Annotated in this window: 27 protein-coding genes; 20 read left to right on the top strand and 7 right to left on the bottom strand. The window is 25.8% G+C overall.

What is annotated here, in order from left to right; all coding sequences use genetic code 11:
- Together QMD25_06705 and QMD25_06700 are read left to right on the top strand one after the other, a co-directional pair.
- Window positions 1-260, top strand: a 260-nt coding sequence (locus tag QMD25_06705; GenBank protein ID MDI6861673.1) for a hypothetical protein, incomplete at its 5' end; no start/stop codon positions are given.
- An 11-nt stretch (window positions 261-271) separates the two neighbouring features.
- Window positions 272-1,204, top strand: a complete 933-nt coding sequence (locus tag QMD25_06700) for a hypothetical protein (protein MDI6861672.1) — start codon at window positions 272-274, stop codon at window positions 1,202-1,204.
- Here QMD25_06700 and QMD25_06695 read toward each other — a convergent pair.
- Genes QMD25_06695 through QMD25_06670 form a run of 6 tightly spaced genes read right to left on the bottom strand, consistent with a single transcriptional unit; the run spans window position 1,154 to window position 5,592 of the window.
- Window positions 1,154-2,131 carry a hypothetical protein gene (locus tag QMD25_06695; GenBank protein ID MDI6861671.1) on the bottom strand — a complete coding sequence of 326 codons (978 nt, stop codon included), beginning with the start codon at window positions 2,129-2,131 and terminating at the stop codon, window positions 1,154-1,156. The genes QMD25_06700 and QMD25_06695 overlap by 51 nt on opposite strands.
- Window positions 2,132-2,136: 5 nt before the next feature.
- Window positions 2,137-2,538 carry a nucleoside-diphosphate kinase gene (gene ndk / locus QMD25_06690; protein ID MDI6861670.1) on the bottom strand — a complete coding sequence of 134 codons (402 nt, stop codon included), beginning with the start codon at window positions 2,536-2,538 and terminating at the stop codon, window positions 2,137-2,139.
- An 11-nt stretch (window positions 2,539-2,549) separates the two neighbouring features.
- Window positions 2,550-3,170, bottom strand: coding sequence for a phosphoribosyltransferase family protein (locus tag QMD25_06685; GenBank protein MDI6861669.1), 621 nt, complete (start codon window positions 3,168-3,170; stop codon window positions 2,550-2,552).
- Window positions 3,157-4,158, bottom strand: a complete 1,002-nt coding sequence (locus QMD25_06680) for a polysaccharide pyruvyl transferase family protein (protein MDI6861668.1) — start codon at window positions 4,156-4,158, stop codon at window positions 3,157-3,159. The genes QMD25_06685 and QMD25_06680 overlap by 14 nt, the downstream gene beginning before the upstream one ends.
- On the bottom strand, window positions 4,140-4,877 hold the full coding sequence (locus QMD25_06675) for a WecB/TagA/CpsF family glycosyltransferase (protein MDI6861667.1): 738 nt from the start codon (window positions 4,875-4,877) through the stop codon (window positions 4,140-4,142). The genes QMD25_06680 and QMD25_06675 overlap by 19 nt, the downstream gene beginning before the upstream one ends.
- Window positions 4,864-5,592 (bottom strand): WecB/TagA/CpsF family glycosyltransferase, encoded by a 729-nt coding sequence (locus QMD25_06670; protein ID MDI6861666.1) that lies wholly within the window; start codon window positions 5,590-5,592, stop codon window positions 4,864-4,866. The genes QMD25_06675 and QMD25_06670 overlap by 14 nt, the downstream gene beginning before the upstream one ends.
- Window positions 5,593-5,673: 81 nt before the next feature.
- Here QMD25_06670 and QMD25_06665 point away from each other — a divergent pair, with 81 nt between their 5' ends.
- From QMD25_06665 to QMD25_06640, 6 genes are all read left to right on the top strand, one after another.
- Window positions 5,674-7,245, top strand: a complete 1,572-nt coding sequence (locus tag QMD25_06665; protein MDI6861665.1) for a glycosyltransferase — start codon at window positions 5,674-5,676, stop codon at window positions 7,243-7,245.
- Between the two features lie 66 nt (window positions 7,246-7,311).
- Entirely contained in the window at window positions 7,312-8,319 is a 1,008-nt protein-coding gene (nusA, locus tag QMD25_06660; GenBank protein ID MDI6861664.1) for a transcription termination factor NusA, read from the top strand.
- A complete protein-coding gene (locus QMD25_06655) occupies window positions 8,306-8,620 on the top strand; it encodes a YlxR family protein (GenBank protein ID MDI6861663.1) in 315 nt (104 codons plus the stop codon). Before nusA ends, QMD25_06655 begins: the two co-directional genes overlap by 14 nt.
- Window positions 8,598-10,475 (top strand): translation initiation factor IF-2, encoded by a 1,878-nt coding sequence (gene infB / locus QMD25_06650; GenBank protein ID MDI6861662.1) that lies wholly within the window; start codon window positions 8,598-8,600, stop codon window positions 10,473-10,475. The genes QMD25_06655 and infB overlap by 23 nt, the downstream gene beginning before the upstream one ends.
- A 1-nt stretch (window position 10,476) precedes the next feature.
- The gene (locus QMD25_06645; GenBank protein MDI6861661.1) at window positions 10,477-10,779 is read left to right on the top strand and encodes a DUF503 domain-containing protein; all 303 of its coding nucleotides are present in this window, start codon (window positions 10,477-10,479) and stop codon (window positions 10,777-10,779) included.
- Window positions 10,779-11,438, top strand: coding sequence for an HD domain-containing protein (locus QMD25_06640; protein MDI6861660.1), 660 nt, complete (start codon window positions 10,779-10,781; stop codon window positions 11,436-11,438). The genes QMD25_06645 and QMD25_06640 overlap by 1 nt, the downstream gene beginning before the upstream one ends.
- Here QMD25_06640 and QMD25_06635 read toward each other — a convergent pair.
- Entirely contained in the window at window positions 11,416-11,739 is a 324-nt protein-coding gene (locus tag QMD25_06635; GenBank protein ID MDI6861659.1) for a YkgJ family cysteine cluster protein, read from the bottom strand. The two genes, QMD25_06640 and QMD25_06635, sit on opposite strands and share 23 nt — an antisense overlap.
- A gap of 17 nt (window positions 11,740-11,756) precedes the next feature.
- On the opposite strand from QMD25_06635, the gene QMD25_06630 reads away from it, so the two are divergent.
- From QMD25_06630 to QMD25_06575, 12 genes are all read left to right on the top strand, one after another.
- Window positions 11,757-12,800, top strand: coding sequence for a DHH family phosphoesterase (locus QMD25_06630; protein ID MDI6861658.1), 1,044 nt, complete (start codon window positions 11,757-11,759; stop codon window positions 12,798-12,800).
- Window positions 12,797-13,186, top strand: a complete 390-nt coding sequence (locus QMD25_06625) for a hypothetical protein (GenBank protein ID MDI6861657.1) — start codon at window positions 12,797-12,799, stop codon at window positions 13,184-13,186. Before QMD25_06630 ends, QMD25_06625 begins: the two co-directional genes overlap by 4 nt.
- A 61-nt stretch (window positions 13,187-13,247) precedes the next feature.
- Window positions 13,248-13,565 (top strand): 50S ribosomal protein L21, encoded by a 318-nt coding sequence (rplU, locus tag QMD25_06620; protein ID MDI6861656.1) that lies wholly within the window; start codon window positions 13,248-13,250, stop codon window positions 13,563-13,565.
- Between the two features lie 2 nt (window positions 13,566-13,567).
- Window positions 13,568-13,828: a 50S ribosomal protein L27 gene (rpmA, locus tag QMD25_06615; protein MDI6861655.1), complete on the top strand. Its 261-nt coding sequence runs from the start codon at window positions 13,568-13,570 to the stop codon at window positions 13,826-13,828.
- Window positions 13,803-15,095, top strand: a complete 1,293-nt coding sequence (gene obgE / locus QMD25_06610) for a GTPase ObgE (GenBank protein MDI6861654.1) — start codon at window positions 13,803-13,805, stop codon at window positions 15,093-15,095. The genes rpmA and obgE overlap by 26 nt, the downstream gene beginning before the upstream one ends.
- Complete coding sequence (gene nadD / locus QMD25_06605; protein MDI6861653.1) at window positions 15,088-15,741, top strand: nicotinate-nucleotide adenylyltransferase; 654 nt, start codon at window positions 15,088-15,090, stop codon at window positions 15,739-15,741. Before obgE ends, nadD begins: the two co-directional genes overlap by 8 nt.
- On the top strand, window positions 15,711-16,067 hold the full coding sequence (gene rsfS / locus QMD25_06600; GenBank protein MDI6861652.1) for a ribosome silencing factor: 357 nt from the start codon (window positions 15,711-15,713) through the stop codon (window positions 16,065-16,067). The genes nadD and rsfS overlap by 31 nt, the downstream gene beginning before the upstream one ends.
- On the top strand, window positions 16,064-16,864 hold the full coding sequence (locus tag QMD25_06595; GenBank protein ID MDI6861651.1) for a hypothetical protein: 801 nt from the start codon (window positions 16,064-16,066) through the stop codon (window positions 16,862-16,864). Before rsfS ends, QMD25_06595 begins: the two co-directional genes overlap by 4 nt.
- A gap of 2 nt (window positions 16,865-16,866) precedes the next feature.
- The gene (locus QMD25_06590; protein MDI6861650.1) at window positions 16,867-17,433 is read left to right on the top strand and encodes a SagB/ThcOx family dehydrogenase; all 567 of its coding nucleotides are present in this window, start codon (window positions 16,867-16,869) and stop codon (window positions 17,431-17,433) included.
- Window positions 17,434-17,577: 144 nt separating this feature from the next.
- Window positions 17,578-18,462 carry a pyridoxal 5'-phosphate synthase lyase subunit PdxS gene (gene pdxS / locus QMD25_06585; protein MDI6861649.1) on the top strand — a complete coding sequence of 295 codons (885 nt, stop codon included), beginning with the start codon at window positions 17,578-17,580 and terminating at the stop codon, window positions 18,460-18,462.
- Entirely contained in the window at window positions 18,456-19,037 is a 582-nt protein-coding gene (gene pdxT / locus QMD25_06580) for a pyridoxal 5'-phosphate synthase glutaminase subunit PdxT (GenBank protein MDI6861648.1), read from the top strand. The genes pdxS and pdxT overlap by 7 nt, the downstream gene beginning before the upstream one ends.
- Window positions 19,038-19,040: 3 nt before the next feature.
- Window positions 19,041-19,799 carry a YebC/PmpR family DNA-binding transcriptional regulator gene (locus tag QMD25_06575; GenBank protein ID MDI6861647.1) on the top strand — a complete coding sequence of 253 codons (759 nt, stop codon included), beginning with the start codon at window positions 19,041-19,043 and terminating at the stop codon, window positions 19,797-19,799.
- The last annotated feature ends 8 nt before the right edge of the window (window positions 19,800-19,807 follow it).

Raw genomic sequence — 19,807 nt, 5'->3', positions numbered from 1 at the left:
CTTCTGCTGGTTATGTTACTGTTAATGTATATGCTAAAAGAGTTATATCTACTTGTGAATGGGCAGAAATAAAATTAATAACAAAAGATGGAATTGTTATAGATGATTTAATTTGGAATCAATATGAAATTAACAGAAATTATTCTATTTATATAAATCAGGATAATTTTATTAGAGCTCAAATTACTTTTTATGGAAATGGTTATTCATATTGTTTCTCTAATCCAATATTTATTGATTTTCCACCACACGGTCAATAATTTAAAAAACTATGAAAAAATTTATTAAAATTATAAAAAATTTATTAATTTATGTTTTGAAATTCTACATTTTATTAACCCTTATTTTTACTCCATATTATCTTTATAGATTTTCTTATTTCAAATCAAGTTCATGTATTGATGTTTTTTTAAAACTTGATAAACATAATATAAAAATATACAAAAAAATAACAGATATTGACCTTAAATACATAAAAGGTTCAAAGTTTAATCCAACATATCCAATTTTTATGTATGGTAGTCCTGGATATGTAAAATTGGTAGGAGGTCCAAAATTAAAAATAAATAGTTGTGATAATTTTTATTCTAAATGTTATTGGGTTTCATTTAAATTTATGACTTTTGTTTATATTCCAGATTTAAAAACATTTGGAAGTTATGGTATTACCTTTGTTTGTTTCAGTTATTCACCATATGAAACTTATTATGATTTGTATTATATAGATTATCATTATGCTCTTAATTATGTTCTTAATGATGTTAGTAAAATATTATATAAACCAAATGAAGTAAATGAAGACATATTAATCAAGAATTTAACAGCTTGGTATGAACATGATATAACACCTGAAGATAAGAAATATATTGATTATGTGAATAATAAAATATTAAACTTTTTAAATGACAATGAAAAGATTAAGTTAAATTTCATAGAAGAATATTTTATTAAATTAAAATATTCCTTTTCAGTTCCATTAGCAAATGAAGTTTGGTTTTTAGAAAAAATTGAATTACATCCTACACCTTTCTCTTATCTAAATTACATATATAATTGGTTATGTCCTTATATTTCTCTTCCATGGCTTCCAATTTTTCTTCTTATTCCAAAGAATTTCTTTCTAACTTTCATTTTCTACTATATATGGTTAATTTTAATAGTAATTTTGTTTATAAAACTTTGGAAATCCAAAAATAAAATTTAAACAATTAAATAACTGTTCTTCAAAATTTTTGGGTATTGAATGACCTAAATTTTCATTTTCAATAAATAAGGTTTTAAATTCCCTTTTAATTAATTCATTATTAAGTTCATATGCAATTTTATAAAAATAATAATCCTTTTTACCAACTATAAAAGAAAATTTTAAATTTTCTCCTTTCAATGAATCAAGAAGAGGAAAAAGATAATTTAAATCTCTAAATGCAGGTATAATTCCAATCCAACCTTTTAAATTTATTAATTTTTTCAAATATATTTCAAGAGAAATTCTTGCTCCTTGAGAAGCACCTGAAATTACAATTTCTTGATTATTTATATTTTTATATTTCTCTAAAACTTCTTTTAATATTTCAATAATTTCCTTATAAGAAGTTTCAGCATCATCCCAAGAATATCCATCAAAAGAAGTTTTTATAGGAGATTGTGGAAAAAGTAAATAATAATTTTTCTTTAAATTATCTAAATCAAAATATTTTGAAAAATCATAAACATTTGAATCTCTTGGATGAAGAAAAATAAGAATTGGATAATTTTTATTTTTATCAATCTCAATCGGTTCAAAAATTAGATATTCCCTTTTGATTAATTTCTTCTCTTTATCTTCTATTTTTTTAATTTTTTCTATGATTTCTTTAAACTCTATGCTATCTCTAATTGAATTGAAATCTTTTTCATTATTTAAAGTATTTACTGACCACCAGAAACCAAAATTAAGCGCTTCATTTAAGATTTTAATTGCCTCATCTTTTTTATTTAAAACACTTAATAGACATGCTTCATAATAGTATAATCTTGATAGATACTTCAAGTAATTCTTTTTAATTTTTTGTACAAATTGAAGTGCTTCTTCATATTTTCCATCTCTATACAATGAAAATACTTTTTCTTCAACTTCTTTAAAGTTTGACATTTCTTTTACTCTCCAAAAATAACTTTTCTTTCAAATTCATAATTTTCTCTTGAATCTGATGCATGAACTAAATTTTCTGTAAGATCTATTGCAAGATCTCCTCTAATTGACCCCATCTCTCTTTCTTCTGGCTTTGTTGCACCAATAAGTTTTCTCATAAGAAGAATTGCATTAGGAGCCTCAACTTCAATTGCAAGTATAGGACCAGAAATCATAAAATTTACAAGTTTTTCAAAAAAATCCTTACCTTTATGAACTTCATATAATTTTTCTGCTTTTTCTTTTGAAAGATATTCAAATTTCATATTAATAATTTTAAACCCTTTCATTTCAACTCTTTTAATTATTTCACCAACAAGACATCTTTTGAAAGCGTCAGGTTTTAAAATTAAAAGTGTTTTTTCCACTTTATCCCTCCTTAAATATTTAAAATTGCTTTTGAAAAAACAAGAGAGATAACATTTGCTCCACTATTCATTAACAATTTTTCACACTCCCTTAAAGTTGATCCAGTCGTATAAACATCATCTATAAGTAAAATTTTACTTCCTTTAATTAAATTTTTGTAATCTCTTCTTAAAATAAAAGCATCCATTGGATTTAAAAATCTTTCTTTTAATGAAAGAATCACTTGACTTTTTGTTTTTTTATTTTTAGCAATAAATTCTATAAATTTTATATTTTTTATTTTTGCAAACTCCTTAGAAAAAATTTCAAGATGATTTGGAATATATGATAAAAATTTAAGAGATGGAACAGCAGTAACAAAATCAAAATCTTCTTTTAATAAAAAAAGTGATTCTTCTATTAAATAATTTATAATTGATAAATATTTTCTATTTTTTAAATAATCAATTAGAATTTCTCCATTTTTATTGTATAGTGTAAGATAATATAACTTATTGTTTAATTGTGTTTTTGAAATACCCCTTATAAATATCTTTTTTCTACAATCTGTGCAAACTGTTCCATCATATTCTTTTCCACAATAAATACATTCATTTATAAAAATAAACGAAAAGATGTCAAAGATATTCATTTTTTATAAATTCAATCATTTTCTCAAAAGAAAAACTAACTCTTTCTTTAAATTCTCTTTTCTTTTCTATTAAAACATTTTTCAAATAATCTTTTTTTTCAAAATTTTCATAAAATTTTTTTAGCCAAATTTGAAGATCCTCTCCTGGATAGATTAAATTTTCTAAACCAATTTCATCAATCAAATTTTTAACTTTTATATCATATACAAAAGCAATAAAAGGAGTTTCCATCATAATTGAAAAAATAACCGAATGATATCTTGTTCCAATTAAAAAATCAAATTTACCTATTTTTTCGATAATTTTAATAGGATCATTAGAATAAAAGTAATTTAAATTTAATTCTTCTGCAATATTTATCTCTTCTTTTGAAAAAACAATAAATTCTAAATCTTGAGAAGTAGTATTTTTAATTCCATCTAAAAATAGTTTAAATTTTTTTAAATCTAGTTTATCAAAATCTCTTAAAGAAACTCCAATTTTATTTTCTTTTTTTTGTTTCACTACATCTAAATAAAAAGAAGAATCTGAGGATAAATATTTATTTTCTAAATTTTTATAAAAATTATATGAGTATAAATCTCTTAAAAAGATAAGATCGCAAATTTTTAAAGCATTAAAAAGCAACTTTCTTGATATACCTCTTAAAATTGGGCCAATTCCAACATTTAATAAAATTACTTTTTTTCTTAAAAATTTCATAAATTTAATTAAAAAAATGTAATAAAGTAAACTTCTAAAACTTGTTTTATCTTGAAATAAACCACCTCCACCAAGAATAAAAAATTTAAATTCTTTTCTTCTTTTAAAGATTTCAATAAAATTGTATCTATTAATTCCCTCTTCATTAAAAATTGATTTTCCTTTATTTGTAAGGATTATAGGTTTAAATCCACTATCTTTAAGAAATTTTATTTCTGAAAGAAGAATTGCATCATCTCCTATATTTTCAAATCCAAAAAATCCACCTAAAAGGACCTTTTCCATCTTTCAATAAATATAAAATAAATAAATCTAAAAATTTTAATTATTCTAAAAAATCTTTTTGGTTCTATTAAAACTCTATATAACCACTCTAACCCCATTTTTTGAATAAACTTTGGCGCCCTCTTCTTTTCTCCAGCCCAAATGTCAAGAGTTCCACCAACTCCAATACAAACTCCAATATTTTTAAATCTATCTTTATGTTTCCAAATCCATATCTCTTGTTTTTCTGATCCCATTCCAACAAGTAGAATATCAGGTTTTATCATTTCAATCTCTGAAACAATTTTTTCTTCTTCATCTTCACAAAAATATCCACTATAAGTTTTTATAATATTTAAGTTTTTAAAAACTTTTTTTAAATTTTCTTTTGCCTTTTCACTAATACCCTCTTTTCCTCCTATTAGAACAATTTTATAACCTTCTTTATCTGCAACCTCCATTAATTTATAAGAAATATCAATTCCTGGAATCCTCTCTTTAAGAGGCTTTTTTAAAATTTTTGATGCAATAATAATACCAATTCCATCAGGAATAATTAAATCAGCATTTTTTATAACTTCAAAAAATTTTTTGTTTTCTAAAACTTTTGTTGCATTTTCAGAATTTATTGTAAAAATAAGATGAAATTTTTTTTCTTTTATAAAATGAATTAATCTTTGAAGAACCTCATCTTGAGTTAGATTATCAACTTTTATTCCAAGAATATCAACTTTTTCCAATTTTAAATTTCTCCTTTAAAATAATAAATATAAATTTAAATAAAAGTAATACTCTTGGAAATCTTTTTTTAGGTTCAAGAATAAATCTATAAAACCATTCAAGACCTAATTTTCTAATGAGTTTTGGTGCTCTTTTTATTTTTCCTGAAAATACATCAAAACTTCCACCTACTCCCATTGAAATTTTTGCATTTATATATTTTAAATTATCATAAATGAAATACTCTTGTTTTGGACTTCCCATAGCAACAAATAAAATATCAATTTTTTTATCTTTCATATCTTCTAAAACTTCATTTGGATCAGAGAAAAAACCGTTGTGGAAACCCGCAATTTTTATTCCTTTAAACTCCTTTTTAACTTTCTCAATAACAGCCTTAACTACATCTTCTTTTGCACCCAAAAAATAAATAGATAGATTTTCTTTATCTCCATATTTAAGAAGAGCCTCAAACATATCTATTCCTGTGATTCTTTCTTTAATACCAATTCCAAGAATTTTTGATGCAATAACAATTCCATATCCATCAGGTAAAAGCAGATCTGAATTTTCTAAAATCTCCTTTAATTTAGCATCGTTTAAACTTTTTACAATCTTTTCTGGATTAATTGGAGTTATAACTCTTTTTTTATCTTCTTTTAAAAAATTAATTATTTTTTCCTTTGTTTCTTCAAATGTTAAAGGATATAAATTGTATCCTAAAAATTTTTTCATTTAAAAGTAAGTTTAACAAAGAAATTAATTTTATTCAATATGTTTATTTAAAATTTAATTTGTAATATAATTTAAATTAACATGATTGTTAATACTACAATTTTAACACTTTTATTAACTTTTATTGGTATATATTATTTATTTTTATATCTAATCTCTTTTGTTTATAAGAGACCTAAAATTAATGGTTTTAAGGATGAATATTTTTATTTCATTTTTATACCTGCTAAAAATGAAGAAAAAGTTATTAAAAAAACAGTTGAAAATTTTCTAAAATTCAATAGTAACAATTTTAGATTAATAATATTGAATGATAACTCTAAAGATAATACTCGAGCAATTGTATCTTCTTTTTTTGATAAAGACAAAAGGGTAGTTTTGTTAGATAGAATAGATTTAGAAAATAAAATTGGTAAAGGCGCAGTTTTAAATTTTGGTTTTAAACAAATTCTTTTTATGCTTAGACATAATTTTTTAGAACCTTTAAATTTATCAAATGACTTTTTAAAAAAATATGATTATGAACATATAATAATTGGTGTTTTTGATGCTGATGCAAAACCATATAGTTTTTCATTAAATAGAATAAGTGATTATTTTAAAGATTTTAATTTAGATGCAATCCAAACAATGATCAGAATTTACAATAGAGAAAAATCTCTACTTGCAAAGATGCAAGATATAGAATTTATAGGCTTTAGTCAAATTATTCAAAAAGGAAGAGCAAGTCTTGGAAGTGTAGGATTAGGGGGAAATGGTCAGTTTGCAAAAATATCATCTCTTCTTAAATTAGGCGAAACACCTTGGGGTAATACTCTAACAGAAGATTTAGAATTGGGTTTAAGATTAATTTCAAGAGGATTAAAATTAGGATATGCAGATGATATTATTACTGAACAAGAGGGTGTTGAAAATATAATTGGTTTAATAAAACAAAGAGGTAGATGGTTACAAGGCCATTTATCTAATTGGATATACATTCCAAAAATTTTATTATCAAAATCAAGTTTTATAACAAAATTAGATTCAATTTTTTATTTAACATTTGTCTCTACTGTATTTCTTGTTTTTTTGAGTGTATCTTTTTCATTTTTAAGTTTCTTGAAAATTATTTTTGTAAAAAATGAAATTTTAAACTATTTTCATAATATAAATAATTTTATTGGATTTATTGTTTTAATAACTATATCTTTTATTTTTATACCCATTTTTTTCACTGGATTAAATAATTTTTATAAAGTTAATATATTTAAAAAGGTTATATTTATCATCTTATTTGCATTTTATACATATATTTGGATTCCAAGTTTCTTTATTGCTTTATTTAAATTGATTTTTAAAATAACAATATGGGTAAAAACTGAAAGATTTGTAATAGAAGAATATCATTTACCGAAATTAGAGAAAGTTTATGAAAATGAAAAGAGAGCATACCCTAGAATAAATTTAAATTTTTTAACTTTAATTGAAGATAAACCAGCTATGTTATTAGATTATAGCAATGGAGGTATAGGAATTTTAACAAAATATGATAATTTTAATGATGAAATTAATATAAAAATAAAAGAGTTAAACATTGAAAAAGCAGGAAAAATAGTTTATAAATTGCCAATAGAAAATAATTTATATAGAATTGGAATTAAATTTACATAAAATTAAATTATTTTAAACAATTATTTATGTTATAATATTTAAAGAGTGTTTTTAGGAGGATCTGTTTTGTCCAACGAACTTATAGAAGCAATAGAAGAATTTGAGAAACAAAAAGGAATTCCAAAAGAAAAAATTTTGGCATCTCTTGAAGATGCCATTAAAATTGCTTATAAAAAAAAATTTCCAAATAGTGGAGATATTGTTGTTAATATAGATAAAAATAGTGGTGAAATTAAAATTTATAAAAGAGTAAAAGTTGTTGAAGAGGCTCAAGATTCTACTGAAATTTCTCTTAAAGAGGCTAAAAATATCAAAAGAGATGTCGTTTTAGATGAGGTTTTAGATATAGAGATACTTCCTGAAAAACTTGGTTTTGTTGCTATGCAAGTTGCAAAACAAGTTTTAATTCAAAGAATCGTTGCTCTGGAAAGAGAAACAATTTATGAGGAATTTAAAGATAAAGTTGGAAAAGTATTAACTGGTAAAGTTTCAAGAATAATCGGACCAGATATTTTTGTTAAATTTGAAAGAGGTGAAGGAAGAATTCCTAAAAACTTAAAAATTCCAAAAGAAGAATATTTTGTAGGAAAAGAACTAAAAGTATACATTGTTGATGTAGTTAAAACTCCAAAAGGACCAGATATTATTTTATCAAGAGTTGACAACAATCTTTTAAAATATCTTCTTGAAAAAGAGATACCTGAGATAATTGATGGCATTGTTGAAATTAAAGGAGTTGTAAGAGAGCCTGGAGAAAGAGCAAAGGTTGCTGTTCACTCATATAAAAGCGATATTGATCCTGTTGGAGCATGTATTGGTACAAAAGGAGTTAGAATAACAAATATTTCAAAAGAATTGGCAGGTGAAAAAATAGATATTGTAAGGTGGTCAGATGATCCAAAAGAATATATAAAATATGCTCTATCTCCTGCAAAAATTGATAAAGTTGAAATAATTGATAAAAGAGCAATTGTAATTCTTCCACAGGATCAAATACCTCTTGCAATAGGAAAAGAAGGAATAAATGTTAAACTTGCTTCAAAACTTACTGGTTTTTCAATTGAACTTAGATAAAGATATGAAAGAGATTTTAAGAAGATGTATCTCCTGTAAAAAACAGAGAGATAAAAAAGAGTTTTTAAGAATTGTTAAAACAAAAAATATGGAGATTTTTTTTGATCCATATTTTAAATTATTTGGAAGAAGTGCTTATATCTGTAAAGATGAGAAATGCATAAAAAATGCTTTTTCAAAAAAGAGATTAGAAAAGGCATTGAGAATTTCTCAAATTGATCCAGAATTAAAAATAAGAATTAAGAAGGAACTTTTAGAATATATAAAAGAGGTGAAGAATGAAAAAGTACAGAGTTTTTAGTTTAGCAAAAGAGATAGGAATCTCAACTACTGAACTTATTAAATATTTAAGTGATCTTGGAGTTGAAGTAAAGGGAAATCTTTCAACAATTGAAGAAGATACAGCAAATGTTGTTAAAGAACTTGTTTTAAAAGATAAAGAGGAGAGAGAAAGAAGAGAAAAAGAGTTAAAAGGAAATATAAAAATAAGAGAACTATGTAAACATTTAAATCTTTCATTTAAAATTATTACTCCTTATATTTTAAAATGGGGAATTATTAGAGAAGATATAGATGATGAAATTCCATTTCCAATTGCTGCAAGAATAGCGAATCAATTTAAAAAGCCACTTACAGATATAATTCCTCCACTTCCACCAAATTTTAAACCACGTCCTCCAGTTGTTACAGTGATGGGACATATTGATCATGGAAAAACAACACTTCTTGATTATATAAGAAAAACAAATGTTGCATTAAGAGAAAAAGGTGGTATTACTCAAAAAATTGGTGCATCAGAAATAAATTATAAAAATAAAAAGATAATTTTTATTGATACACCTGGTCATGAAGCATTTACAGAAATGAGAGTTAGAGGTTCATTTGTTACAGATATAGTTATTCTTGTTGTTGCTGCAGATGAAGGAGTAAAAGAACAAACAATTGAAGCACTAAATCATGCAAAAGCTGCAAATGTTCCTATCATTGTTGCAGTAAATAAAATAGATAAAGAAGGTGCAGATCCAGAAAGAGTAAAACAACAATTATCAAATTATGGTTTATTACCAGAAGAGTGGGGAGGAGACACAATTTTTGTTAATACATCAGCAAAAAGTGGTGTTGGAGTAAATGAATTACTTGATAGTATTTTACTACTTGGTGAAATTGAAGAGATTTCAAGATCAGATGAAAAAAGACCAGCAGGTACTATAATTGAAGCAAAACTTGACCCTAAAGTTGGACCTCTTGCAAATTTAATTTTACAGGCTGGAGTTTTAAAATGTGGAGATTGGGTAATGGTTGGAGAGACTTATGGTAAAATAAGAACAATAAATACAGAAATTCAGAAGGGTGTTAAAGAAGTTAATGAAACAGTTCCAATTGAAGTTCTTGGTTTAAAAGAAGTTCCTTATCCAGGACAAATTATGGTTGGATATGCTTCAGAAGATATTATTCTTGAAAAACTTGAAAAAATGGAACTTACTAAAAAAGAAGTTATAAAAGAAAAACCTATTACATTGGATGAACTTTTTGAAAAATTAGAAGAAGAAAAAAAACTCCATTTAATTTTAAAAGCAGATACCTTTGGTTCTCTTGATGCAGTAAAAAATGTTATTAATGCAATTGATACTGGAGAAATAAAAATTGAATATGTATACAGTGGTGTAGGAAGTATTAATGAGTCAGATGTGCTACTTGCAGTTGCATCAAACGCAGTTATTTTAGGTTTTAATACAAAAGAGAATCCAATGTTAAAAAAACTTCCTGAGAGATCAAGAGTTAAGATTTTTACATTTGATCTTATATATGATCTTCAAGACTGGGTTTCTAATTTTGTAAAAGGTTTAGTAAAACCAGAATTTGTTGAGGTTGTTGTTGGTAAGGCTGAAGTTAAAAAACTATTTAATGTAAGTAATGTAGGACTTGTTGCTGGTTCAATTGTCAGAGAGGGAAAAATTGTAAGAGATGGAACGGTTAGAGTTATAAGAGAAGGAAAAATTATTGGAGAAGGAAAAATTACTTCACTTAAAAGATTTAAAGATGATGTAAAAGAAGTGGCTGAAGGTTATGAGTGTGGAATTAAAGTTGACGGTGTTAAAGACATAAAAGAAGGAGATATAATTGAACAGTATGAGTTAAAAGAAAAGGGGTCTTAAAATGTATTATGCATTAATTATTTTTGAAATTGGAATTCCTGGAGCGAAAACTTTAAAAGACAAAAGAAGGGTAACAAGTTCAGTCATAACAAAGTTAAAAAATAGGTTTAATGTTGCTCTTGCAGAAGATAGAAAAAATGAAAAATGCGAACTTTCTAAAATATATCTTTTAACATTGAATACTTCAAAAAATGAGTTAGATTCAACTGTTTACAAAATTGAGAACTTTCTTTCTAATTTGCCAGATGCAGTGCTTTTATCTTTTGAAACCGATAAAGATTTAATTTCAGAAGAAATTTTCTGATGCTCGAGAAATTTGAGGTTGTAAAAAATCATCCCATAATAAAATCATTTATAGAAAGATCAGACAAATATCTTGAATCTCTTGGTTATACTGAACATGGATTTAGACATCTCACTCTTGTTTCAGAAATAAGTGAAAATATACTTAAAAGGTTAGGATATTCTGAAAGAGATCAACTTCTTGCAAAAATTGCTGCATATCTTCATGATATTGGAAATTTCATTGGAAGAGAATTTCACACATTTGCTGGTGCAATAATAGCTTTTCATGTTTTAAAAGATTTGAATTTTCCACCTGAAGATATTGCTTTAATTATGGAAGCAATAAGTAATCATGATGAAAAAACAGGGCATATATCAAATCCAATAACTGCTGCAGTTGTTCTCGCTGATAAATCTGACGCACATAGATCAAGGGTTAGAACAAAACCAGAGTACTTTGATATTCATGATAGAGTAAACTATGCTGTTGAAAAATCTTTTTTATGGGTTAATGAAAAGAAAAAGGAGATCATTCTTGAATTAACTATAAATACTGAAATTTCAAAACCAATGGAATATTTTGAGATATTTTTATCAAGAATGGTAATGTGTAGAAATGCTTCAAAAGTTCTTGGTTGTGAATTTCATCTTGATATCAATGGTTCAAGGCTTCTTTAATTTTTTCACAGATATATATTCTACAAGCCTTTGGCCTCTCTCTCCAAATAGTGCAAAGGTTTACTTCATTTAAATATACACAACTTCCATCTTTTTTTCTTTTTAAAAAATACCCTTCCTCAACTTTTTTTGTATTAAAATCAAAAATGGAAAGAAATACTGCTTCATACCTTCCACTTTTTGCCTCCTCAAGTGTTAATGGTACAAAATTCTCTTTACAACAAGGAGCGTCACAAAAAAGACAAACATCTGATACAACTTCCTTTTTATTAGTAGACTTTGAATTTTCTATCTTTTTCATATAATTAATTATAATATATGATTGATTTAGAAAAACTTTCAAAAGAATTTGAAAAGGTTTTTTATGAAATTAAAAAGGATGATAAGATATTAATATTAACTCATGTTGATTCAGATGGAGTTTCAAGTGGTGCTATTTTATACAAAATTTTAAATTCCTTAAATTTTAAAAATTTTAACATAATTTTTCCCAACAAAGGAGAAAATGGTTATTCTGAGAGTGTTAAAAAAAGAATAAAAGATGCAAACCCTTCAATTCTTTTTATTCTTGATTTAGGTTCTTATAAAACAGATTTTGATAATATAAAAAAGATAATATTGATTGATCATCATAAACCAGAAGGTGTTCCAGTTCAAGGGGTACTTTTTTCAAGTTTTCCTCCCCCTCCTTACATCTCTTCTTCATATCTTGCATTTTTATTATTTCATTATATGAATTTAAATCCAAAAGATTATATTGGATTAATAGGAGAAGTTGGTGATTATGGTACTGATACAGATGCTCCTTTAATTAAGGAATTATTTAAAAAATATAAAAAAAAGGAGATCTCATATATTTCATCACTTATCAATTCAGCAAGAAGGGTAAAGGAGTTTAATATTGATCTTTCATTTAAATATTTAATTGAATCTGAAAGTTTGTTAGATTTATTATCTAATTCAGATTATAAAAAGAAATTAGAAGAGTATAAAGAGATTATTAAAAAAGATATTGACAATTGGAAAAGGGTAAAACCAAAGTTTATAAAACAAATTGCAATAATTGAAATTAATTCTGAAAACTTAATTCATCCAATAATTGCTCAAATCTGGAAAAATATTTTAGATAAATACATTGTTATATGTGCAAATTTTGGTTATATCGAAAACAAAGTTAGTTTTTCTATGAGGACATCTCTTAATATTTCCTTATTAGAATTTTTAAGAAATTTTCTTGAGCCTTCAATTGAAGAAGATCTTGGTTTTGGTCATGAAAGAGCAACTGGTGGAATAGTATCAATTGATAAATGGAATGAGTTTATAAGTAAAATTTCAAACTCAAATTTTGGGGTGAATTTATGAATTTAATACAGAACAAAAAAATTTTAAATCTTATAAATACTCTAATTAAAGATGGGCTAAAAGATTATCTTTCATCAAAAAATTTTAAAGAAGATTTAAAGGAATTAAACCTTTTAGAATTATGGACTTCAATTGAGGATTATATAAATAATATGAGTTTCTTACTTTTTTCATTTAGAGGAAAAGGAGAATTATCCCCTGATACTTTTGGTGTATTTATTGAGAAGTTATACAACGAGGATAAAGAAAAATTTTTAAAAATTTTTATAGAAATTATAAAATATTTTATGAAATTTAAAGGAAAAGAATTAAGTTTAGACTACATTGAAAAACTTTTAAGACCATTTGGTTTTTCTTATCAAGAAATACAAAACTACTTGATTTAAATCTATTTTTTTGGTATAAAGTATAAGTTCAAAAGTTATATTGAATTTTAGGAGGTTATAGGTGTTTGCAATAGTTGAAATTGGTGGAAAACAGTATCTTGTTAAGGAGAATGATTCTATTAGAGTAGAAAAAATTAAAGGTGATATTGGAAGTGAAGTGTTTATTGACAATGTTCTTTTTGTGAAAAAAGACGGAGAAATTATAGTAGGTACACCTTATGTTAAAAATGCAAGAGTTTATTGTAAAATTACAAATCAGATAAGAGAAAGGAAAATTAAAGTTTTCTTTTATCACGCAAAAACAACCCATAAAAGAATGTTAGGACATAGACAACCAAAAACAATTCTTAAAGTTGAAAGAATAGAGATAGGAGGTTAAAAATGGCTCATAAAAAAAGTGGTGGTAGAGCAAAAAACGGAAGAGATTCAAATCCAAAATATCTTGGAATAAAATATTATGAAGGTGAATTAGTTAAACCTGGAACAATTATTGTAAGACAAAGAGGAACAAAAATTTTACCAGGTTTAAATACATTACTTGCAAGTGACTATTCAATTTTGTCAAGGATAGAAGGGGTTGTTAAATTTGAAGTTAAAAGAGGAAGAAAAAGAGTAAGTGTCTATCCCAAAGAATTACAGTAAAAAATATTCATTTGATTTAGCAGAGATTTATTGTAAAGCAGGAGATGGGGGAGATGGAGTAATAGCATTTAGAAGGGAAAAATATGTTCCATATGGTGGGCCATCTGGTGGAGATGGTGGAAAAGGTGGAGATATTATTTTAAAAGTAAATTCACATCTTAACACATTAACAAAATTTAAATATAAAAACATATTTAGAGCAGAAGATGGAAAAAATGGTGAGGGAGATAATAAAAAAGGCAAAGATGGAGAAAATTTAATAATTGAAGTTCCTCCGGGAACTCTTGTTTGGGATTTAGAAACAGGTGATTTAATTAAAGATCTCACAGAAGATGGAGAGGAAGTCGTTGTATGTAGAGGAGGAAAGGGTGGAAGAGGTAATGCAAGTTTTGTAACACCAACAGATAGAGCGCCGAGAATTAGAGAATTAGGAGAAAAGGGTGAAGAAAAAAGGATATTACTTGAATTAAAAATTATAGCTGATGGGGGACTTATTGGATATCCTAATGTTGGAAAATCTACAATTTTATCAAAAATAAGCAATGCTAAACCAAAAATTGCTCCATATCCATTTACAACTCTTACGCCAGTTATAGGAGAGGTAAGAGTTGATGATAAAAAAAGTATAACTATTGTAGATTTACCAGGAATTATAGATGGTGCTTCTCAAGGTAAAGGATTAGGTTTAGAATTTTTAAGACATATTGAAAGGACATACTTTTTAATATTTGTTCTTGATTCAAGTTTAAATTCTCCAAATCCAATAGTTCAATTTGAAAATTTAAAAATTGAGATAGAAAATTATAATAAAGAGATTTTGAACAAAGAATATTTTATTGTTTTATCAAAAATCGATTTACCCACATATAATTTAGATGAAGTAGAAAATTATTTTAAAGAAAAAAATATAGATACAATAAAAGTTTCTGCAATAAATAACATTGGAATAAAAGAACTGATTGAAAGAATTGGTAAAGTAAAAATAAAAAGAACTTTTGAGAAAATTGTTATAGAAAAAAGATATACATTAAAAGATTTGAAAAAAGAATTTAAAATTAAAATAAGAAAAGAAGGTAATAGATTTATTATAGAAAGTGAAGAGTTAGAAAGAGTAATAAAAGGAATTGATCTTGACTCTCAATATGGTTTTAAAAAATTGCAGGAGATTTCGAAAAAATATTTAATTGAAGAAGAATTAAAAAAACATGGAATAAAAAATGGAGATAGAGTTATTATAGGAGGTATTGAGTTTAAATATTATGAATAAAGAAGCAATTGGTATAATGGGAGGTTCTTTTAATCCAATTCACATAGGACATCTTGTTGTAGCAGAAGAGGCAAGAGTTAAATTTAACCTTAAAAAAGTTATTTTTATACCTGTTGGAATTCCAGGTTATAAAAAAAGAATAAAACTTCTTGATCCAGAAAGAAGATTTGTTATGACTCTACTTGCAACTGTCTCAAATCCATACTTTTATGTATCAAGAATAGAAATTGATAGAAAAGGGAAATGTTATACATATGATACTATTAAAGAGTTGAGAGAAATTTATCCAGAAGATAAATATGATCTTTATTTTATAACTGGTGCAGATGCTGTTTTAAGTATTTTAACATGGAAAAATCCAAAAGAACTTCTTCAAATGTGCTATTTTATTGCTGCGACTCGACCTGGATATAGTTTAAAAAGATTAAGAGAAAAATTAATTAAAATTGGTGAAAAGTGTATTGATAAAGTTTTTCCTCTTCAAGTTCCAGCATTATCTATTTCTTCAACATTAATAAGAGAGAGAATTAAAAAGGGGTATACAATAAAATATTTGGTGCCAAAGGAAGTTGAAGATTATATTTATAAAAATAATTTATATAAAGAAGAGGATCCATGGCAGGAAAAAGAAAAAATAGAGTATTAAAATTAATTTATGAAGCAATAAAAGAAAAAAAGGGTGATGAAATATTATGTCTTGACACAAGAAAATTAACATATCTTTTTGATTATCTATTTATTTGTTCTGCAGATACTGATATTCAAGCAAAAGCAATTATGGATAATATTTATATGAAAATGAAAAAAGAGGCAAAAAGGCTCCCAAGCAAAATTGATGGAAGCGATGAAGGAACTTGGATTATTATGGATTACGGCGATATCATGATTCACATTTTTAACCCAATAAAAAGAATATATTATAACCTTGAAAGCATATGGGTAGATGCTAAAGCAATTGATCTTGAATCATGAAAAAAGTGTTCTTTCTTATTATACTTTTTACATTAATTTTTTCCTATTCCTGTAATAAAACAGAAAAAAATATAAAAATTTCAGTATTAGATGAATTTGGAAATAGAATTTCTAATGCAAGAGTTTTAATAGATAATCAAGAATATTTCACCAATGAAAATGGCGAATTGGTTTTAAAAAGATATAATGATAAATTTAAAATTTTTGTTTTTAAAGAAAACTATATTCCAAATGAAATTGATGTAGAAAACAAAGATGATAATTATGTTGAAATAAAACTATTTTCTCTAAATTCAAAAAAGGATGAAATATTAAATAAAATTATTGATAAAATTATTAATTCAAAAACTTTCAATGTTCAATTTTTAGGAAACCTTAATGGAAAAAAAGAAAATTTTAATCTCTATTGTGATATTAAAAATGGTTATTTTAAAATATCATCTCCCCTATTAACTAAAGATATCGAAATAAAAAAAGAAAATGGCAAATTTTATTATAACGATAAAGAAATCCCTAATGAATCAATTGATTATTTTCCAATAATTTTAGATTTGATTTCAAACTCAATTGAATTTATAAAAAGTCTTCCTCAAAATTTAAAAAATTCTTATCTTTCATCTGATTTTAATTACATAAAATATTCATTTAGTATTGAAAAAACAAATTTAAAAATTTCAGGTTTTATAATTTCAACTTATCCTGATTACAAAATTATAAATGAACAAATAAATATAATTGCAATTGATGAAATGAGAAGAGTAAATGATTTTACATTGAATTTTTATAATTTTGAATAAATATGGAAAAAATTTTTTTACCTGATCCACAAGATAATAATTTTACCTTATTAAATGCAATTAAAAAAAGAAAATCTATTAGAGAATATAAAGACGAACCCCTTGAACTTCAAGAAATTTCAAATTTACTTTATTCTGCTTCAAAAATTCCTTCTGCAGGTGCTCTTTATCCTCTTAGATTCTATCTTTATTCAAAAAAAGTAAATGGATTAGAGTTGGGTTTATATTTTTATGATTATGAAAATCATTTATTAATAAAAATTTTTAACACTAATATTATAAATCAACTCACAAGGGCCTGTCTTAATCAATCATCTATAAGAAAAAGTGCTGCAATAATTATTATTACATCAATAAATAGGATAACAACAAGAAGATATGACGAAAGAGGAATAAGATATATTCATATGGAAGCAGGCCATTCATCTCAAAATATTTATCTTATGGCTACATCCTTAAATATTGGAACTGTTGCAATTGGTGCATTTTATGATGAAGAAGTTAAAGAAATTTTAAAATTAGAAGAAGATGAATTTCCATTATATCTAATGCCATTAGGAAAAATATAAGAAATTTTAATAGAATTTTTGTAGACTATTTAGATCTAATATATCAAAAAATTAAAATTGATAGATTATTTTAACTTTTTAAATCTCTATAATTAATTGATTTAAAATAAATAAGATGGTAAAATATTTTTTGGAGGTTTTAGAATGAGAGAATATGGAACAATAAAGGTGAAAAGAGGCTTAGCACAGATGCTAAAAGGTGGAGTTATTATGGATGTTACTAATGAAGAACAAGCAAAAATTGCTGAAGAAGCAGGTGCAGTTGCTGTTATGGCTCTTGAGAGAGTTCCTGCAGATATAAGAAAAGAAGGTGGAGTTGCAAGAATGGCAGATCCAGTCATTATTGAAAAAATTAAAAATGCAGTAACAATTCCTGTAATGGCAAAAGTTAGAATTGGGCATTTTGTTGAAGCACAGATACTTGAGGCACTTGGAGTTGATTTTATAGATGAGAGTGAAGTTTTAACTCCTGCTGATGAAGAACATCATATAGATAAATGGAAATTTAAAGTGCCATTTGTATGTGGTGCAAGAGATCTTGGAGAAGCATTAAGAAGAATAAATGAAGGTGCTAGCATGATAAGAACAAAAGGTGAAGCAGGAACTGGAAATGTCGTTGAGGCAGTAAGACATATGAGAAAAATTATGGATGAAATAAGAAAAATATCATCAATGTCAGATGAAGAGTTATATGCTGAAGCAAAAAATTTAGGAGCACCATATGAACTTGTTTTAGAAGTTAAAAAATTAAAAAGGTTGCCAGTAGTAAATTTTGCAGCAGGTGGAATTGCAACTCCTGCAGATGCAGCACTTATGATGCAATTAGGTGCAGATGGAGTTTTTGTGGGTTCAGGAATTTTTAAATCTAAAAACCCGCAAAAAAGAGCAAAAGCAATAGTTGATGCTGTAACATATTTTGATGACCCATATATTCTTGCTGAAATATCAAAAGATCTTGGTGAACCAATGATCGGTATTGATATAAGAACACTTAAAGAGGAAGAGAGGTATGAAAGAAGAGGATGGTAAGAGTAGGAGTTTTGGCTCTCCAAGGTGCATTTATTGAGCATTATGAATTTTTAAAAAAATTTGATTTTGTTGAACCATATCTTGTTAAAAAAAGAGAAGATCTTGATAAAGTAAATGGATTAATAATTCCAGGCGGAGAATCTACAACTATCGGAAAATTATTAGAAAGATATGAAATAAAAGAATTTCTTAAAGAGAAGATAAAGAATGGATTTCCTGTTTTTGGAACTTGTGCTGGTCTTATTCTTTTATCAAAAAAAATTGAACAAAACTATAATCAACCACTTTTAGAAGTTTTAAATGTAGTAATAAGAAGAAATGCTTTTGGAAGTCAAAGAGAGAGCATGGAAATAGATTTAGATGTAAAAGGTTTTGATAAACCATTTAAAGGAGTTTTTATAAGAGCACCAGTTGTAAGTGAAGTTGGAAATGGTGTTGAAGTCCTTTCATCTGTTGATGAAGGACCAGTTTTAGTAAAAGAAGGAAATATTTTAGGTTCCTCTTTTCACCCTGAATTAACAGATGATATTAGAATTCATAAGATGTTTATTGATATAATATTAAAAAGGAGGTAAGTTATGTCTGGACATTCAAAATGGCATAATATAGCAGCCAAAAAAACAGCAGAAGATAAAAAAAGAGGAAAAATATTTTCAAAGTTAATAAGGGAGATAACAATTGCAGCAAGGCAAGGTGGTGGAGATCCTGAAACAAACCCAAGACTTAGACTTGCAATTGAAAGAGCTAAAGAAGCTAATATGCCTTCTGAAAATATTAAAAAAGCAATTCAGAGAGGAACTGGTGAAATTGAGGGTGAAAAATATGAAGAGATTACATATGAAGGTTATGGCCCAGGAAGTGTTGCAATATACATAGAGGCTTCTACAGACAACAGAAATAGAACTACAGCAGAAATTAGAAAAATTTTTAATGAACATGGTGGAAGTTTAGGTGAAAGTGGTTGTGTTTCATGGATGTTTGAAAGAAAGGGAGAAATAAAAGTTGACCCAAAACCTCTTTCAGATGATGAACTACTTCTTCTTGCAGCAGAATTAGGTGCAGAAGATGTCAAAAGAGATGGAGATGACATTTTTGTTTATACATCCCCTCAAGATTTATTCAGAATAAAAACAAAACTTGAGGAAAATGGAATTAAAGTTCTATCATCAGATTTTACAATGATTCCTAAAAATAGTGTTAAAGTTGAAGGAGAAAAGGCAGAACAACTATTGAAACTTATAAATGAACTTGAAGAGCATGATGATGTCCAAAAAGTTTATTCTAACTTCGATATCTCAGAAGAAGAAATGGAAAGAATAGCACTCACACTAAAATAAATGTATGT

Source organism: Caldisericia bacterium (genome assembly GCA_030018355.1).
Classification (GTDB): domain Bacteria; phylum Caldisericota; class Caldisericia; order B22-G15; family B22-G15; genus JAAYUH01.
This window is presented reverse-complemented; position numbering and strand designations above follow the sequence as displayed.

Coding starts and splice junctions, on each gene's coding strand:
- QMD25_06700 (MDI6861672.1), top strand. CDS start 272: ATGAAAAAATTTATTAAAATTATAAAAAATTTATTAATTTATGTTTTG.
- QMD25_06695 (MDI6861671.1), bottom strand. CDS start 2,131: ATGTCAAACTTTAAAGAAGTTGAAGAAAAAGTATTTTCATTGTATAGA.
- QMD25_06685 (MDI6861669.1), bottom strand. CDS start 3,170: ATGAATATCTTTGACATCTTTTCGTTTATTTTTATAAATGAATGTATT.
- QMD25_06680 (MDI6861668.1), bottom strand. CDS start 4,158: ATGGAAAAGGTCCTTTTAGGTGGATTTTTTGGATTTGAAAATATAGGA.
- QMD25_06670 (MDI6861666.1), bottom strand. CDS start 5,592: ATGAAAAAATTTTTAGGATACAATTTATATCCTTTAACATTTGAAGAA.
- QMD25_06665 (MDI6861665.1), top strand. CDS start 5,674: ATGATTGTTAATACTACAATTTTAACACTTTTATTAACTTTTATTGGT.
- infB (MDI6861662.1), top strand. CDS start 8,598: ATGAAAAAGTACAGAGTTTTTAGTTTAGCAAAAGAGATAGGAATCTCA.
- QMD25_06645 (MDI6861661.1), top strand. CDS start 10,477: ATGTATTATGCATTAATTATTTTTGAAATTGGAATTCCTGGAGCGAAA.
- QMD25_06640 (MDI6861660.1), top strand. CDS start 10,779: ATGCTCGAGAAATTTGAGGTTGTAAAAAATCATCCCATAATAAAATCA.
- QMD25_06635 (MDI6861659.1), bottom strand. CDS start 11,739: ATGAAAAAGATAGAAAATTCAAAGTCTACTAATAAAAAGGAAGTTGTA.
- QMD25_06630 (MDI6861658.1), top strand. CDS start 11,757: ATGATTGATTTAGAAAAACTTTCAAAAGAATTTGAAAAGGTTTTTTAT.
- QMD25_06625 (MDI6861657.1), top strand. CDS start 12,797: ATGAATTTAATACAGAACAAAAAAATTTTAAATCTTATAAATACTCTA.
- rpmA (MDI6861655.1), top strand. CDS start 13,568: ATGGCTCATAAAAAAAGTGGTGGTAGAGCAAAAAACGGAAGAGATTCA.
- nadD (MDI6861653.1), top strand. CDS start 15,088: ATGAATAAAGAAGCAATTGGTATAATGGGAGGTTCTTTTAATCCAATT.
- rsfS (MDI6861652.1), top strand. CDS start 15,711: ATGGCAGGAAAAAGAAAAAATAGAGTATTAAAATTAATTTATGAAGCA.
- QMD25_06595 (MDI6861651.1), top strand. CDS start 16,064: ATGAAAAAAGTGTTCTTTCTTATTATACTTTTTACATTAATTTTTTCC.
- QMD25_06590 (MDI6861650.1), top strand. CDS start 16,867: ATGGAAAAAATTTTTTTACCTGATCCACAAGATAATAATTTTACCTTA.
- pdxS (MDI6861649.1), top strand. CDS start 17,578: ATGAGAGAATATGGAACAATAAAGGTGAAAAGAGGCTTAGCACAGATG.
- pdxT (MDI6861648.1), top strand. CDS start 18,456: ATGGTAAGAGTAGGAGTTTTGGCTCTCCAAGGTGCATTTATTGAGCAT.
- QMD25_06575 (MDI6861647.1), top strand. CDS start 19,041: ATGTCTGGACATTCAAAATGGCATAATATAGCAGCCAAAAAAACAGCA.